General features: G+C 45.5%; 13 protein-coding genes and 1 pseudogene. 8 read left to right on the top strand and 6 right to left on the bottom strand.

Going from position 1 to position 16,515, the window contains the following annotated elements; translation table 11 throughout:
• The first annotated feature begins 2 nt into the window (after positions 1–2).
• From O1Q74_RS11205 to O1Q74_RS11180, 6 genes and pseudogenes are all read left to right on the top strand, one after another.
• Complete coding sequence (locus O1Q74_RS11205) at positions 3–641, top strand: YceH family protein (RefSeq protein WP_271873103.1); 639 nt, start codon at positions 3–5, stop codon at positions 639–641.
• A 28-nt stretch (positions 642–669) separates the two neighbouring features.
• A pseudogene (locus O1Q74_RS11200) lies at positions 670–1,118 on the top strand (Gfo/Idh/MocA family protein); the annotation flags it as partial.
• Positions 1,119–1,309: 191 nt separating this feature from the next.
• Entirely contained in the window at positions 1,310–2,845 is a 1,536-nt protein-coding gene (gene murJ, locus O1Q74_RS11195) for a murein biosynthesis integral membrane protein MurJ (RefSeq protein ID WP_271873101.1), read from the top strand.
• A 565-nt stretch (positions 2,846–3,410) separates the two neighbouring features.
• Complete coding sequence (locus O1Q74_RS11190; RefSeq protein WP_271873099.1) at positions 3,411–4,829, top strand: L-tyrosine/L-tryptophan isonitrile synthase family protein; 1,419 nt, start codon at positions 3,411–3,413, stop codon at positions 4,827–4,829.
• 11 nt (positions 4,830–4,840) lie between these two features.
• The gene (locus O1Q74_RS11185; RefSeq protein WP_271873097.1) at positions 4,841–6,223 is read left to right on the top strand and encodes a hypothetical protein; all 1,383 of its coding nucleotides are present in this window, start codon (positions 4,841–4,843) and stop codon (positions 6,221–6,223) included.
• 16 nt (positions 6,224–6,239) lie between these two features.
• Entirely contained in the window at positions 6,240–7,406 is a 1,167-nt protein-coding gene (locus O1Q74_RS11180; protein ID WP_271873094.1) for an MFS transporter, read from the top strand.
• 141 nt (positions 7,407–7,547) lie between these two features.
• Here the strand turns inward: O1Q74_RS11180 and argS are convergent, their stop codons facing one another.
• Positions 7,548–9,278: an arginine--tRNA ligase gene (gene argS / locus O1Q74_RS11175; RefSeq protein ID WP_271873092.1), complete on the bottom strand. Its 1,731-nt coding sequence runs from the start codon at positions 9,276–9,278 to the stop codon at positions 7,548–7,550.
• A 658-nt stretch (positions 9,279–9,936) separates the two neighbouring features.
• Here argS and O1Q74_RS11170 point away from each other — a divergent pair.
• Positions 9,937–10,485 (top strand): VOC family protein, encoded by a 549-nt coding sequence (locus O1Q74_RS11170; protein WP_271873090.1) that lies wholly within the window; start codon positions 9,937–9,939, stop codon positions 10,483–10,485.
• Between the two features lie 412 nt (positions 10,486–10,897).
• A complete protein-coding gene (cutC, locus tag O1Q74_RS11165; protein ID WP_271873087.1) occupies positions 10,898–11,656 on the top strand; it encodes a copper homeostasis protein CutC in 759 nt (252 codons plus the stop codon).
• A 164-nt stretch (positions 11,657–11,820) separates the two neighbouring features.
• Here the strand turns inward: cutC and cmoB are convergent, their stop codons facing one another.
• The 5 genes from cmoB to O1Q74_RS11140 form a co-directional block, all read right to left on the bottom strand.
• Entirely contained in the window at positions 11,821–12,807 is a 987-nt protein-coding gene (gene cmoB, locus O1Q74_RS11160; protein WP_271873085.1) for a tRNA 5-methoxyuridine(34)/uridine 5-oxyacetic acid(34) synthase CmoB, read from the bottom strand.
• Positions 12,804–13,547, bottom strand: coding sequence for a carboxy-S-adenosyl-L-methionine synthase CmoA (gene cmoA / locus O1Q74_RS11155; RefSeq protein WP_271873082.1), 744 nt, complete (start codon positions 13,545–13,547; stop codon positions 12,804–12,806). The genes cmoB and cmoA overlap by 4 nt, the downstream gene beginning before the upstream one ends.
• A 169-nt stretch (positions 13,548–13,716) precedes the next feature.
• Positions 13,717–14,112, bottom strand: coding sequence for an MAPEG family protein (locus tag O1Q74_RS11150; protein WP_010275916.1), 396 nt, complete (start codon positions 14,110–14,112; stop codon positions 13,717–13,719).
• A gap of 155 nt (positions 14,113–14,267) precedes the next feature.
• Complete coding sequence (locus tag O1Q74_RS11145; protein ID WP_271878875.1) at positions 14,268–15,080, bottom strand: DUF72 domain-containing protein; 813 nt, start codon at positions 15,078–15,080, stop codon at positions 14,268–14,270.
• Between the two features lie 90 nt (positions 15,081–15,170).
• A complete protein-coding gene (locus O1Q74_RS11140; protein WP_271873078.1) occupies positions 15,171–16,388 on the bottom strand; it encodes an EAL and HDOD domain-containing protein in 1,218 nt (405 codons plus the stop codon).
• Positions 16,389–16,515: the final 127 nt, after the last annotated feature.

Genomic DNA, 16,515 nt, shown 5'->3' with positions numbered 1-16,515 from the left:
TGATGAAATACCAATTGGATGCTCGTGAAGCCCGCGTGATTGGCTGCATGCTGGAAAAGCAGATCACCACGCCGGATCAATACCCGATGTCGTTAAACGGCATCACCACGGCCTGTAATCAGAAAACTAACCGCGAACCCGTGATGGAGCTGAGTGAAAGCGAGGTGCAGCAAACGCTGGATTTACTCGTGAAGAAGCATTTCCTGCGCACGCTCAGCGGGTTTGGTAATCGTGTTGTGAAGTATGAACATCGTTTTTGCAATTCTGAGTTTGGCGATCTGAAGCTGTCAGCGGCGGAAGTGGCGTTGGTGACGACGCTGCTCCTGCGTGGCCCACAGACGCCGGGCGAACTGCGTACTCGTGCGGCCCGACTGTATGATTTTTCAGATGTCAGCGAGGCTGAATCCACTCTTGAACAACTACAACAGCGCGACGATGGGCCGTTTGTTGTCCGACTGGCGCGGGAAGCGGGTAAGCGAGAAAGCCGCTATCGACACCTTTTCAGCGGTGAGGCCCATGATGGGACGATGCTTGAAGTGGAAAGCGCAAACGATGATGCGCATCCGCTGACTGAACGGGTTGAGGCGTTAGAAAAAGAGGTCGCTGAACTCAAGCGTCAGCTTGCCTCGCTGTTAGCGTAATCAATCGGTATCAGGGAGAAAATCAGTTATGAAGCCTCAGCTTACGTCTGCGCAAAGTGTTTCGGAGAATAGCGGTGGTGTTAGCCAATGTCCCCGTATCGGCGTTGTCGGGCTGGGATCTATCGCGCAGAAAGCGTACTTGCCGATTCTTAGCCAGGCCGAACGCTGGGAATTGGTTGGCGCATTTTCTCCCGACCAGCAAAAGACGCAGCGGATTTGTCAGCACTATCGAATGACGAGTTTCTCCGCGCTGGACGAACTGGCTGCACAATGTGATGCCGTTTTCGTGATGCCGTTTTCGTGTACAGCAGCACCGCCAGCCATTTTTCTGTTGTGAGCCAACTGCTGAAAGCTGGCGTCGATGTTTATGTGGATAAACCGCTGGCAGAGCGGCTTACACAGGCGGAAGCGCTGGTTGAATTGGCAGAACAACGACAAAAAATTCTGATGGTCGGCTTTAATCGTCGTTTCGCACCGTGCATCAGGTAACCAGGCATTGCTATCCCAACGCATGATTGAAAAATTGCTGGGAAAAAGCTGAAAAGTTCAGCGGTTATGACAATGCGCGGTAGCTATTACTCGCGCAATGCGTAGACTAGTCGCACCTCGCAATCAGGATGACCTCAACGGGTTAATAATCGGTCCTGAACCGTTCAGAACATAATCGGATGAATTTACTTAAATCACTGGCTGCCGTCAGTTCCATGACCATGCTATCGCGCATTTTAGGGTTTGTGCGCGATGCGATCGTCGCGCGTATTTTTGGTGCAGGTATGGCGACGGATGCCTTCTTTGTGGCGTTTAAACTGCCCAACCTGCTCCGGCGGATTTTCGCGGAGGGCGCATTCTCACAGGCTTTTGTGCCTATTCTTGCCGAATATAAAAGTCAGCAGGGTGACGAGGCCACGCGAACCTTCCTCGCTTATGTTTCCGGTATGCTGACGCTGATTCTGGCGTTGGTCACCGTAGCCGGAATGGTTGCCGCCCCTTGGGTTATTATGGTGACCGCTCCTGGTTTTGCCGTGACGCCAGAGCGCTTTGAGCTGACCTCGGATCTGTTAAGAGTCACGTTTCCCTACATTCTGCTGATTTCACTGACCTCTATGGTCGGTTCGGTGCTGAACACCTGGAACCGTTTCTCGGTGCCGGCGTTTGCCCCGACATTACTTAACGTCAGCATGATTGGTTTCTCGCTGTTTGCTGCGCCATATTTTAACCCACCGGTGATGGCGCTGGCCTGGGCGGTGTTGGTTGGCGGTTTACTGCAACTCGGCTACCAGCTACCGCATCTGAAAAAGATTGGCATGCTGGTCTTGCCACGCCTGAAATGGCGGGAACCGAGCGTTTGGCGAGTCATGAAGCTGATGGGGCCTGCGGTTCTGGGCGTCTCGGTAAGCCAGATTTCACTCATCATCAACACCATTTTCGCGTCCTTCCTCAGTGAAGGTGCGGTGTCATGGATGTATTACGCCGATCGCCTGATGGAGTTCCCTTCCGGCGTTCTGGGCGTGGCGCTGGGAACGATCTTACTCCCGTCGCTGGCGAAGAGTTTTGCCAGTGGCAACCATGACGAATACTCCCGTCTGATGGATTGGGGACTCCGCCTGTGTTTCCTGCTGGCGCTGCCGAGTGCGGTCGCACTAGGTATTTTGGCTAAACCGTTGACGGTGTCGCTGTTCCAGTACGGTAAATTTAGCGCCTTTGATGCGCTGATGACCCAGCGGGCACTGATTGCCTACTCGGTTGGGCTGATGGGATTGATTGTTGTCAAGGTGCTCGTACCCGGATTTTATTCCCGACAGGATATCAAGACGCCGGTTAAAATCGCGATAGTCACGCTGATTCTGACGCAGGTGATGAACCTGATCTTTATCGGCCCGCTGCAACATGCTGGTCTGGCCTTGTCCATCGGTCTTGCATCGTGCCTGAATGCAGGGTTGCTGTACTGGCAACTGCGTAAGCAGGATATTTTCCAGCCACAGCCGGGTTGGCGGCGTTTTCTGGTGCGTCTGCTGGTCGCGGTTATCGTGATGTCGCTGGTTTTACTGGGGATGCTGTGGTGGATGCCCGCGTGGGATGACGGCAACATGACGATGCGAATCCTGCGTTTGCTGCTGGTGGTGGTCGCGGGAGCAGGGTCCTATTTTGCCACGCTGGCCCTGCTGGGGTTCCGGCCACGAGATTTTGCCCGCCGTAGTGTGTAGATACTCCCTCCTTTACCCTGACTATTGTCAGGCAGGGTTCAAGATGTTTCCCCCCTGCGGAGGGGGACATAGTCAGCCTTTCAGGTCTGTCGCAAGCGACGTTCAAAAGCGTTCCTGAGGCTTTTGTCCCTGGCGCAAACGCTTTACTATTCTATTCCGTTACCCTCGTTTTTGTTCGGCAAATAGGTTTGTCATCAGTCTGATATATGATTATAGTTTTTTGCTATTAATTCAAGAATTAATAATTCGCCCACTATTTAATAGTGGGCGCTGTAAACTTTAAAATTATCCAATAGGATGGTGAAATAACATCAGTTTTTGAACTGGCTGATTTGGTTGAAGAATCTAAAAGAATGTTTTTTACAATTTTTTATTCTTTTTTTTGCTATTTATTGATATAAATCACTATTAAATGGCTGTTATTTGTTTTCTTTATATTAAAGATATTTTTTATTACTTATTGTTATTTGTTGGATGTTTTCGCACTTTTATATTTTATACTTGTTTGGGATCTGTTAAATGATATTACGTACATGGAAAGTTATTGTGATCATTAGAGGGAACTATGAATCTGAATGAAGAGCAAAAAAAAACACAAATATCCAGTTCACATCGTTTGATTAGTTTGGTTGAACGGCTGAGGCATCAGCTTGATACGATGGATGGGCGTGGAAGTAATTATACTATTGTGCATGAAGACTATTTTGTTAATGAAATACTTGGTAAGCTGGAAAATAAATTAAATACAACTATATCAAAAAGGCAGTCAGCATTACTTAAGCGAATTAAAGGAAAGTTTGGCAATCATAACAGTAATAAATTAACCGCAGTTGAATATGCAGCAGAAGCCTTGTTTGATGGATATTTTTTTAAAAACAATGAACAATATATTAATAGAAGTGAAACTGTCTCAATAATAAGTGAAAATATCAATAAACATAAAGAAATTATTTTGGCGATGCCTGTCTTATCAAGAAAGCCATTTTCACCAATAAAAAATAAAGGATATTTTCCTGATATAGGTGAAATTAATACATTACTAAGATGTGCAAAACTGGCTAAATTAATATCAAATATTTCTAATTATCCGTGCAAGTTTATCATCCTGGCGGATGGGAATAAATATAACAGAGCATGTAAAACACCCTATGAAGTAGTGGATTTATATCAGCAGTCGCTTAACTATTGGGTGAAGTATCTTCATATTGATGATTTTGTCGAAGTTGTTGATTACGAAAAATGGATAAGTGATGATTCGGTTGATGATTGGGATTTTAAAAGGCACGTTTTAAATAAGCGTCTTTATCATGAGTTATCGTCTAAATATGATCGTTTTTTTGATGCCAATAATCCTCAAAAAACATTTCAATACATACAGAATGATGATATTGGAAAACAGTTATCGCATACATACTGGTCAATAATAACATCTGTGAATTATCATTCATTATTTCCTGACTGGCATAAAGAGAAACAGATTTTTACCAGAGAAAATCAAAATTTTTATGTGTCATTCATTGCATCTTTAAATTTTCAAATTGATAGACTAAAAAAGTCACACCTTTTTTCTTCCGATATCGTTGGTGCTCTTGCTTATGATGCAATAGATACCATTTTTAATATGAGGAAAGAGGCGTGGGAAGCCGCAAAGCAGTACGTTTCTATTTCTTTAACAGATCGAAAATTGAATACTATTTATAATAAATTACCATCGGTTTTGAAGTTGACCATTCATGCCAAAAAAGGGGAATATAATTTTATATCGACGAATGCTAAAGATTACGCAATGACAGCTCAGCATACTGTTGCGGGTATAAAGAATGAAAGCGAAAGTATTTCGGTGGATTATAAATACAGACTTTTCCGTGAATCTGAAGATCATACAAAAATTTATATTTCATCAGGAGATAAAAAAGGTAAAGAATTTGATCCATTATATGAGATGAATAAAATTAATCAGCCGATGTACTACATTAAAGATTAAGGATGTCTATAATGAATTTTTTAATGGAAAATAGAATTTTTGTTAGTGAGTCAAATTTGCCTGTCATTATTAATGATAAGTGGGATTATGATTTTAGTATTCGTGATTTGCAAACTGAGCAGTTAACTCATTCCGATTGTGAATTACTAATTGAACTTTTCATTGAAAATATAATTAGAGAGGCCAGAAAAGTTGTCAAAACCGTAAAAGGGAGAATTGAAGGTATTGGTGAAGACATAATGTATTCAAATTTAGACGATAAGGACTGGTATCGTGCAGCACTTATCGTTGAAGTTTTCAGAGATCACTCTATTTCAAAAAATGCTGGCAGCCTTGATACCAGAAAATTACAGGAAAAATTGTATTCTGCATTGCAAAAAAATAATGTGGAATTTCTTATTGGCTGGGGGCAGGCAAAACGCTATTGCGGAGGGTTGAAAACGGAGGGGTTTAGTGCGGATCTGTCTGAACTGTACGCAATAATGAATCTACAAATTGTCCTTCTTAGTGTCCATTTGATTTGTGGTTATAATGTTAAGTTGACGGTATTAACCGGTGGAACAAGATTCTATCCTGCATTATTTACAGATCGTGATGCAATTATTAAGTATGATCAACAAAGACAGTTGTTAGTAAATGCACTAAAAATAGAAGGTGTAAATATTATTTTCGACTCATATCATAATAATCATATAGAGGATTATGATAAATTGAATTTGTTTTGTAGCATGACAGAACAGAGAGATATTGAAAAGATCTTTAAAACAATACTTATAAATGTTGATTGGCAAGCAATATTAACTGGGGACGTATTAAATCCTCATGGCATTCATCTTCCTGAAAGTATTTCAAGATATATTAAAGATAAAAATGATATAGACCAGTTAATTATGATCGCGATTGTTTCCATCCTCAATAGGACGACGCATCCATTCTGGATAGATAAGTTAAACAACGTTGAGTTATTCGATGATGTAATTGACTTTTTTTATCAGGTTTCACTTGTCTCCGCAAGGAAGTATATAGCGTTGCATTTGATGGATGGTGATATTAACAATACATCACAAAGTAAGTTGCATTCAAACGCAATTCGTTTGACCGTTCATGAGAAAAAAGATCGCAGAGATATCCCCGCGCTCTATACGTTAGGTAAAAATAGTGGTAACAAACTTTCTCAGCATGTATGCGGTTTTATAACTAAAAGTGGGATTTCATTCGATACTTTGCTTGAAATATATAGCAAAGGAGAAAAAGGTAAAGTTAAGAGAATCCAACCAGTGACAAATGGTTTGTTTTCATGGTTAACTGAAAATGATCAGCCTTTGTTTTATACCGATCTGTCTAAAGAAGAATATATTTCTGTGATTAAAGGCATTAGGTATATTGAAGAATAAATAGTCGGGGGATATGATGAAAAATAGAATTACATTATTTTCGTTGTTTATAGGTCAGGGATTAACGGGGTCAGTGATTTCTATGTTGACGCTTACCTCTACGCTGGCGGGCAATAAACTTGCGCCATATCCATTTCTCAGTACAGTACCTGTTACCTCTACCGTTCTGGGAGGGGCAATTATGGTTTACTATGCGTCATATCTGATGTCGTCGTATGGGAGACGCACCGCTTTTGCGATTGGGAGCATCATCGGATTATTTGGCAGCGTGTTGGCTGCTGTGTCGATGTATTATGAGATTTTTTCATTGTTCATCTTATCTACTCTTATACTTGGAGGCGCTACCGTATTTAATCAATATTACAGATTTGCTGCTGCTGAGATATTTAATGAAGATGTAAAAAAGAAAATATGTACATCAATTATAATTGGTGGTGGGGTTATTGGTGGCGTGGCGGGGCCGATTATCGCGACAAAAGGCGAGCTACTGATCTCTGAGCATGTATTTCTGGGGACGTTTATACTGTCTTCTCTTGTGTTTGCGCTATCTTTTATTTCTCAGATGTTTATTTTTATTCCGCTAGGGAGTAAAAAAGATAATGATACTCAAAATGTTAAGGTTATGGATGTTATCCAATGCCCTGGTTTTTTAATAGGTACTATGAGCTGTGCTTTGGCGTTCTCTGTGATGACATTAGTGATGAATGCGACACCTTTGGCGATGCATCATGAGCAGTTCAATATAGAGCAGAGTGCAAATGTACTACAATGGCATTTCTTCTGGATGTACGCACCGGCTTTTTTGCTACCCTTTTTAATCCATAAAATTAAAACGGCATCTATTATACAAATAGGATCTCTTTTATTCATTATTGGCTCCGCTTTCCCTCTCTTTGTTAACGATCATTTAGGCTATATTATCTCTCTCAGTATCGTTGGCGCTGGCTGGGGAGTTATGTTTGCCGGTGGAACATTTTTGGTTAACCAGATTGTAGATACAAAAATGAAATATAAGGCTCAGGGTGTGAATTCCTTGTCAATATATGTTGTTAATTTTTTATCATCATTATCCGTCGGTTTTTTTATGAATATGAAAAATGGCTGGATCATCATAAATTTGTGTTCTGTCGGCATCATGATGACATTTTTAATCTATTTAACCTACCGACAATCACGTACTTGAGAGGATGATTTTAAAATCAGAGGAATGACTATCGTTATTTCCGAAACTGTCTCTTAGTACGCAGCAGTATATGACTAAGAGACAGCCTGGAGAGGCATTGAGAGCGGTATGGCAAGCAGGCCGGTCACAGCCAGTGGTAAATTACATCTTCTCGACGGTTTCGATGCCCAGCGTATCCAGACCTTGCTTCAGCGTTTTCGCCGTCAGCAGTGCCAGTCTTAGACGGCTTTGACGCACGTCGTCACTGTCGGCATTGATAATCGGGCAGTGCTCGTAGAAACCAGAGAACAGACCCGCCAGATCGTACAGGTAGCTACACATCACATGCGGTGTACCTTCACGGGCGACGGTGGTGATGGTTTCTTCAAATTGCAGCAGGCGCGTGGCAAGCGCAAATTCTCGCTCATCGCTCAGCGTAATCGGCTGCGTTAAGCTGTCTTCCTGTATGCCTGCACGCTTGAAAATAGACGCGACGCGGGTGTAGGCGTATTGCATGTAAGGCGCGGTATTGCCTTCAAACGCCAACATGTTGTCCCAATCGAAAACATAATCTGTGGTACGGCTCTTCGACAGATCGGCGTATTTGATCGCACCGATGGAAACCACTTTCGCCAGCGCGGTTAACTCATCGCTTTCCATCTGTGGATTTTTTTCTGCGATGAGCTTCAATGCGCGATCGTAGGCTTCATCTAACAGCTCGGACAGTTTAATCGTCCCGCCTGCACGCGTTTTGAATGGCTTACCGTCCTTGCCCAGCATCATGCCGAACATATGGTGTTCCAGACTGACGGAATCAGGCACATAGCCCGCTTTACGCACGATGGTCCAGGCCTGCATCAGATGCTGATGCTGGCGTGAGTCGATGTAATAAAGCACGCGATCGGCGTTCAGGGTTTCATAACGGTATTTGGCGCAGGCGATATCTGTAGTGGTGTAGAGGTAGCCGCCGTCCTTTTTCTGGATGATAACGCCCATCGGTTCGCCTTCCTTGTTTTTATATTCATCAAGGAAAACCACCGTAGCGCCTTCACTTTCTACCGCCAGACCTTTTGCCTTCAGATCGGCAACGATACCCGGCAGCATGCTGTTATACAGGCTTTCACCCATCACATCCTGCTTTGTCAGCGTGACGTTGAGGCGTTCATAGTTGATCTGGTTCTGCGTCATGGTGATATCGACGAGCTTGCGCCACATCTGGCGGCAATATTCATCACCACCCTGCAATTTCACCACATAGCCGCGTGCACGCTCGGCGAAATCGGCATCGTCGTCGTAGTGTTTCTTCGCTTCACGATAGAACGCTTCAAGATCGGACAGATCCATCTCGCTAGCGTTTTCGTTTTGCATTTTTTCAAGATACGCAATCAGCATGCCGAACTGTGTACCCCAGTCACCGACGTGGTTGGCACGAATGACGTTGTGGCCCAGAAACTCCAGCGTACGGGCTGCGGCATCACCAATGATAGTTGAACGCAGGTGGCCGACGTGCATTTCTTTCGCGACGTTGGGAGCAGAATAGTCAATCACGATCGTTTGTGGTTCAACTGGCGTTAAACCCAGTTTTGGTGCATTCAGGACGTTCTCAACCTGGCTCGCAACCCACTGTTTATCGAGAAAAATATTAATAAACCCCGGGCCTGCTATTTCTGTTTTTTCCGCAATGCCCTCGAGCGCCAAACGCTGGAGGACTTTTTCGGCCAATTGTCGCGGCGGCATGCCCAGTTTTTTTGCCACGGCCATGACGCCATTGGCCTGATAATCACCAAACTGTGCTTTTGCCGACTGACGAATCTGAGCTTCGCTGTCTGCTGGCGCGCCCGCGGCGGTTAACGCCTGGCTGACTTTTTCGGAGAGAAGAGCCTGAATATTCACCGGTTTACCTTAAATAAAAAATTAAGCCTTGCTTATACCATATTTGCTTTTCTTCGTCAGCACACAGGGAGGATCCGTGGGATGTTCAGGCGAAAAAATACCCGCAAAGCGGGATATGAAAAAGGGGCGATGATAGGAAAAAAAGAGATAAGGAGAACACGAAAAAAAAGAAAATGAGGTTTTAGGTAGAATAAAAATAAATCAAAATTACGATCTTAACGTTTTCTTGAACGACCATTTACACCAATTTTATGTGAGTCTCTGGTTTTAAAATGACGAAAAATAGCGTATGCCGCAATAACGATAAGTGCTATGGATATAATGAGTAAAACCATGATGGTATCTCTGCGTTATTATTTATTTTCTTAATTTATACGTTTTCTTTTAAGCATTCAATGGGGGGCGGCTTATTTAAGATTCCTCCCAGAATAGATTGCGAGAAGTATCGCAAATTAACGCCGAGTAAAAAACATTTCCGTTTATTAATCAAACAAAATGGTTATCTTTTCTTTGCATTTAATGTGTTTCACGTAACGGAGATGTAAATAAATGTACAGAGAGAAAAGTAGAATTTAATTAGAATGTGTCACGGGTGTGATATTCTCACCGTGCCAATGGTTAGTGATAATGTGAGATGCTGCGAGGAGTTTTGCCCGATATGTTACCCAATGATTTGATAACGGATTTAGCGCGTTTTGAGCTCGCGTTGCAGGAATTGGCCGATGTGCTACACCTGGATTTAGGCGCATTTCATGCTGACCATATTTCTCTACGCTGCAACCAAAATGCGACGGCTGAATCCTGGAAAGTGGCGCTGCTAAAGGTTGGTCGCCTACTGTCTGAAAACCAGATCAATGGTCGCCCAATCTGCTTGTTTATACTGGATAAGGCTATCTCGGTTGGCCCTTGGAAAATGACGTGCATCGAGCTACCGTGGCCGGGGGAAAAACATTATCCGCATGAAGGATGGGAGCATGTGGAACTGGTGCTTTCAGGGGAGGCAGAAACGCTGCATCAGCGTGCACTGGCCTGCTTGTCTGATGATGCGCTACGTGCGCCAGGTATCAAGCTGAAATTCAGTTCTCCGCAAGGCGAAAAAGAACGAATGCCTAATCCGACGCTGGCGGTAACCAACGGGAAAGTGACAATAAAATTTCATCCATTTGATATACGCGATGTTGTCGCGAGCGAAATGTCGTCACTATGAAAATAGTGATGAGTACGTTTGTTGAGTAATCAGAAAGATAACATTGACTGAAAGGTAAAATGGCATGTCACGTTATTCATGCCATTTTCTTCTACTTTATACCCTAAATAATTCGAGTTTCAGGAAGGCGGCAAGCGAGGGAATCCCGATGAGCTTACTTAGGTAAGTGATTCGGGTGAGTGAACGTAGCCAACGCACCTGCAATTTGAAGTATGACGGGTATAGAACAGATTAATAAAACTGTGGATTATGTCATGTTTATTTCGGCAATCTATCGCGCTCATTGTGACTCCTGTCTCCTCACGATATGAATGTGAATGCCATAGTTATTACTTTAATCGGCCTGATGATTCGCCGATTTCTCGCTAATGAAGAAAAAAAGTAGTTTGAGAGTTTACATGGAGGAGCAGCGATGACGAAACTGGAAGTATGCTGTTATAGCGTTGATTGTGCCATAACAGCAGCGCAGTCTGGGGCTGATAGGATTGAACTCTGTGCTGGACAACGAGAAGGCGGATTAACGCCATCTTATGGTGCGCTGCGTCGTGCCCGTGAAAAAGTTGCGGTTCCTGTTCACCCGATTGTGCGCCCGAGAGGCGGTGATTTTTGCTACAGCGCGACAGAATTGGCTGCCATCAAATATGATATTGAGCATATTCGCGAGATGGGGTTTCCCGGCGTCGTTGTCGGTGTGCTGAATGAGGAAGGACATATTGATTTACCCAAAATGCGCGAAATCATGGCGGTCGCTCAGGGAATGGCGGTGACCTTTCATCGCGCGTTCGATATGTGCCTGAACCCTTACATTGCGCTGGAACAACTCACTGAACTTGGCGTATCGCGCATATTGACCTCTGGGCAGCAGCAGACGGCGGAGAATGGGTTGTGGTTATTACGTGAACTAACACAGGCCAGTCGCGGTCCAATCATTATGGCGGGCTCCGGCGTGCGGCTGACTAACTTGCACAAATTTCAGCAGGCCGGTATTCGGGAACTGCACAGTTCCGCTGGTCAATGGATGTCATCCCCTATGCGCTACCGAAAAATCGGCGTGTCGATGTGTTCTGATACAGAGCTAGACGAATTTAGCCAGTATTGCGTGGATGGCGATGTAGTGGCAGCAATGAAACGGGCGGTCAGCCCGGATTGTGGAATGCAGTACGTGTCATGACATCAGGAATGTCATGGTGTGGCGATATGCGTAGTGCGTAAACAGCATTGTAATCAACACGACATTATCATTCTTCAATTTTGCCGCGCAGCATACCTGTCGGTTTGCATGGCAAGTACCAGGCCCCAACGTGTTGTTGGGGCTTTTTTTATCTGGCGCAGCAGCTAGGGCTGGTAGACTCCTGGTTTACGTGCAACCACCACCGCCCGTACTGGTGCAGGGTAGCCTTCCACCGTTTTTGTCTGATCTTCAGGATCGAGGAATTCAGCCAGCGATTCCGTGATCATCCAGTCTGTCCGACGCTGTTCCTGCGTTGTCGTGGTGCAGATATCGACGACGCGGACATCGACAAACCCGCATTTCTCAAGCCATGTGGTCAAGGCCGCCGCGGAAGGAATGAAATACACATTGCGCATTTGCGCGTAGCGTTCTCCTGGCACCAGCACCTGATTTTCATCGCCGTCAATGACCAGCGTTTCCAGCACCAGTTCACCGCCTGCCACTAGTTGGTTCTTCAATTGCCACAGGTGATCGAATGGGGAACGACGGTGATACAGCACGCCCATCGAGAACACCGTGTCAAAAGCGGTAAGTTCGGGGAGTTGTTCAATGCCGAGTGGCAGAACGTGCGCCCGCTGATCGTCACCAAGCAGTTTACGTACGGCTTCAAATTGACATAAGAATAGCTGCATCGGATCGATACCGACCGCCATCGTGGCGCCTTCACCGACCATACGCCACAGGTGATAGCCGCTGCCGCAGCCGACATCCAGAATCAGACGGTTCTTCAACGGACTGATATGTGGCAGAACGCGCTGCCATTTCCAATCAGAACGCCACTCTGTGTTGATATCTACGCCGTAAAGTGAAAAGGGTCCTTTACGCCAGGGCATCAGGTTACGCAGCAGTTTTTCAATGCCTTCCCGCTGCCCCTCGGAAATATCGGGTTCCATGCGCGCGGTGACGCTGTCGTTTAAATCCAGAGAGGTTGGCGTCAGCGATGGGAGATGTTCCAGCGAGTTAAACCAGAGTTTGAACTTACCGTGCAAGGATTCCTGCTGCCAACTGCTGAGCTGTGAAGGCAGCGTGTTAAGCCAGTGGCTGAGTGGGCCTTTTGCGATTTGCTGATAAAAATTGCCGAAATCGATCACGCCTTTTCCTCTGCTTTCACGGCTAATAACGAACCAAAATTAAAACATTGAAACCAAATTTCGCTATGCTCAAAACCGGCGCTTGCCAGGCGAGCTTTATGGGTTTCTACCGAATCGGTCAGCATGACGTTTTCCAGCATGCTGCGCTTCTGGCTGATTTCTAACTCGCTGTAGCCATTTGCCCGTTTGAAATCGAGGTGCATGTTGAACAGCAATTCGCCGACGTCTTTGTCCGTAAAATTGAATTTTTCAGAGAGGACGAGTACGCCGCCGGGATTTAATCCCTGATAAATACGTTCGATGAGCACCTGGCGCTGGGAGGGTTCCAGAAATTGAAGCGTAAAATTTAACACCACCATCGACGCATTTTCGATATCAATGTTCAGGATATCGGCTTCGATAATCTCGACGGGCGTATCGGAACGAAAAGCGTCGATATGGCTACGGCAACGTTTCACCATGGCGGGAGAATTGTCGACCGCGATAATTTTGCAACCGGGAACAGAGATATTGCGTCGCATGGACTGCGTCGCAGCACCCAGCGAGCATCCCAGGTCATAGACGTGACTATCTGGACGGACGAAGCGTTCTGCCAGCATGCCAATCATCGAAATGATGTTGGAATAGCCGGGTACAGAACGTTGGATCATATCGGGGAATACGTCGGCAACGCGTTCGTCGAATGTCCAGTCGCCTAAATTGGCAATTGGCACAGAAAAAAGCATATCGCGGTTTGGCATGGCGGAAAGTGCACTGAGAGTAATAAAGAGGCGCGCATTCTAGCAGAATACGCCGTAGCCTTCACCTTTCACATTGTGTCGGCGTAGGGTTATGGACGCGGCTTTTGATTCCCGGACGCATAAATTCCGTGCATCCGGGAGGAACAGGTCTCGTTCTTGTTTCATGCCATCAATACAGCGTGAAAACCAGATCCCAGGGGAGATAATAGAGGTTTGCTGCAATCATCAGGATGAGCGAGGCATAGGTTGCCGCCATACCTGAACGCCGCCAGCGGAATTCGCGATGCCGAAGGCCGTAGTAGTGAACTAAACGCCCGGCGATCAATAAAATGCCGCAGAAGTGGATCATGATGATAAGGGCGCCGTTCATTTCCATCAGCACCAGCAGAATCGCCGCAATCGGAATGTATTCCACCGCATTGCCATGTACCCGGATCGCCGTTTGCAATTCATAAAATCCGCCGTCGCCATAGGCCACGCGATACTGCATTCTGAGTTTCACAACATCAATAGACAGCTTTATCAACAAGATTGCGCCAAGCACGATATAGAGCGCACTTACCATGTTTTACTCCGTAACCTAACCGAAAACGGCTTGCAGAATAATAGCTTTACCTAACGCAACTGTCGCCTGTAAAGGCCGATTTTTTTAGCGGAAATGCGCTGCGTTGTAAAATTGTTTATAACCAAACGGGCTAACACATGCCAGTAGCGGGTGGATCAAAAGAGCGTCGCCTGCTGTGGCCAATCCGGCTGGGGCGGAAATGTCGGGTCGATCTCGGCGAGTAAAGGCCAAAGCTGCTGCGCCAGCGGTGGGGCATCACCGATATCCGGTGTGTGAATAAAGAAGAAGGGATTCGCTTCACGCCATTGCGGCAACTTGTTACGCCATGACTCGAACCAGCGAAGATTTTCTTCCAGCGTTTCACTGCCGATAAAGCGAATCAGCGGCTGCGTGGCCGTCAGCACGGCATGTACCGGCACGCGGGGCTTCTTCCGCTGGGCTTCGCGCATGGCGGCGCTCTCTGGTACGGCGTGGTGAACCGGACGACTGTCGAGAATCACGCGATTAAGACCGCGCTGCTGTAGCCCCTGATTCAACGCGCGTTCTTCATCGCCTTTGGCAAAAAATAGCGGGTGACGTACTTCCACGCCGTAGCTAAATCCCTGCGGCAAGGCATCAAGAAAGCGCCACAAAACAGGCAATTGCGCGGGGCCGAAGGCGGCGGGAAGCTGTAGCCAGAGCTGTCCGATACGGTGGGCAATCGGTTCAAGGCATTGATAAAAAAGGCCGACATCGCTGTCGCAGTTCTGCAAGGCGGCTTTATGGCTGATCGTTGAGGGAAATTTGAAGCAAAAGCGGAAGTCATCATGCGTCATATCGCGCCAGCGCCCGACGACCTCACGTGAAGGCAACGCATAAAAGGTAGTGTTACCTTCAACGCAGGTAAAATAGCGGCTGTAGTCGGCAAGATCGTTGAGTCCTAACCGACTCCATGCCGGATGCTGCCATTGCGGTAATCCGATGTACATCATCGTACCATCACGTCAGTAAACCTCAATAGAATGGCGCTGATTATCGCGCAATTGTCAGCGCCATGCGAGTGAGCTGAGAGACATCGTTTATAAAATCTCATCTGCCCAGTGCGTTGCCTCCATGATCATGGTAAGGACGTTTTCTTCATCAAGACCCAGTTGCGTTAAAAGCTGTTCAAGTTCTTCCCACTCTTGCTGTTCATATTTAGAGATTAATGTCAGATAAAGCGCGAGCTCGCCGGTATGATCCAATAAACTCTGGTTAATTTTTTCCGACAGAGCGATTTGCGAGAGCAGCAGCGGCATCGGCGAATCTAATACGGCATCGAGCAGCGATAATAATCCACAGAGAAACGCCTCGGTGGTATCGTTCTTCAGATTAAAAGACGCGTGCAATAATTCGAAGAATCTGGCGCGAATTAAACTGGTGCGATAAAGCTCGCTGGGTTTATTTTCATTACTGTTGGTAATGCTGATTAACGAGACAAAACGTTTGAGTTCCCGTTGTCCAAGCAGCATTGCCATGGAACGGAAAGACATCGAGGTCGCGGTGATACCAAAGCGGGTGTTGTATTTGATATTGGTGATATGGCGCATCAATTTATAATACAGCGACAGATCGGCACAAACCAATTCCTCGATCGTGGCATAGTTGATTTCAGGCTTATTAACCTCTCTCAGTAGCCTGATGGTATTGCTGGAGTTACTGACTAATTTTTTCGACTTAATCATTTCAGGACGGCTGAAAAAATATCCCTGAAAAAGTGAGATCCCCAGCTTTTTGCTTTGCAGGTATTGCTCATGCGTTTCTACTTTTTCGGCCAGATAGGTTAATTTGCGCGGCGAGGTTCTGTTGATGAAATTTTCAATATTATCAAACGTCGATAGAGTGAGATCGAATTTGATGATGTCAATGTAAGGTAAAAACCGATCCCACTCTGAATCCATCGAAAAATCATCCAGCGCAATTCTGAAGCCTTTTCTTTTTAGCTTTTTTACGGCGACAAAGAGATCGTTGTCGGGGGGAGAATTCTCAAGAATCTCGATAACGACTTTTTCCTGTGGCAGGACTTCTGCCTGACCATTGATCAGCATCTGGTGGGGAAAATTAATATAGTAAGGTTGTTCAACCACGGATTTTGTCAGTGGATTGGTTAAGAACTGATCGGAAATAAGCTGTGCGGTAGCAAATTCAGGACTGACATTAGGAAATTTATTGGTGACGTCCATGCGAAAAAGGAGTTCGTAGGCAACAGTTTGGAGGTATTGATTTAAAATAGGTTGACGTGCAACAAATGAATACATAGGTGTTCTCCATGTAAACCATACGCATTAGCCAGTGATGGTGAAGTGCTTTTTATTAAAATTTTTATAAAAATAATAAGTTACTTATTAACTTTAGCAGATTTTGTCAAAAGAGAAGGTCGGTTTC

The sequence above is a fragment of the Pectobacterium sp. A5351 genome, from assembly GCF_028335745.1.
In the GTDB taxonomy this organism is placed as follows: domain Bacteria; phylum Pseudomonadota; class Gammaproteobacteria; order Enterobacterales; family Enterobacteriaceae; genus Pectobacterium.
This window is presented reverse-complemented; position numbering and strand designations above follow the sequence as displayed.

Coding starts and splice junctions, on each gene's coding strand:
- O1Q74_RS11205 (WP_271873103.1), top strand. CDS start 3: ATGAAATACCAATTGGATGCTCGTGAAGCCCGCGTGATTGGCTGCATG.
- murJ (WP_271873101.1), top strand. CDS start 1,310: ATGAATTTACTTAAATCACTGGCTGCCGTCAGTTCCATGACCATGCTA.
- O1Q74_RS11190 (WP_271873099.1), top strand. CDS start 3,411: ATGAATCTGAATGAAGAGCAAAAAAAAACACAAATATCCAGTTCACAT.
- O1Q74_RS11185 (WP_271873097.1), top strand. CDS start 4,841: ATGAATTTTTTAATGGAAAATAGAATTTTTGTTAGTGAGTCAAATTTG.
- O1Q74_RS11180 (WP_271873094.1), top strand. CDS start 6,240: ATGAAAAATAGAATTACATTATTTTCGTTGTTTATAGGTCAGGGATTA.
- O1Q74_RS11170 (WP_271873090.1), top strand. CDS start 9,937: ATGTTACCCAATGATTTGATAACGGATTTAGCGCGTTTTGAGCTCGCG.
- cutC (WP_271873087.1), top strand. CDS start 10,898: ATGACGAAACTGGAAGTATGCTGTTATAGCGTTGATTGTGCCATAACA.
- cmoA (WP_271873082.1), bottom strand. CDS start 13,547: ATGCCAAACCGCGATATGCTTTTTTCTGTGCCAATTGCCAATTTAGGC.
- O1Q74_RS11150 (WP_010275916.1), bottom strand. CDS start 14,112: ATGGTAAGTGCGCTCTATATCGTGCTTGGCGCAATCTTGTTGATAAAG.
- O1Q74_RS11145 (WP_271878875.1), bottom strand. CDS start 15,080: ATGTACATCGGATTACCGCAATGGCAGCATCCGGCATGGAGTCGGTTA.
- O1Q74_RS11140 (WP_271873078.1), bottom strand. CDS start 16,388: ATGTATTCATTTGTTGCACGTCAACCTATTTTAAATCAATACCTCCAA.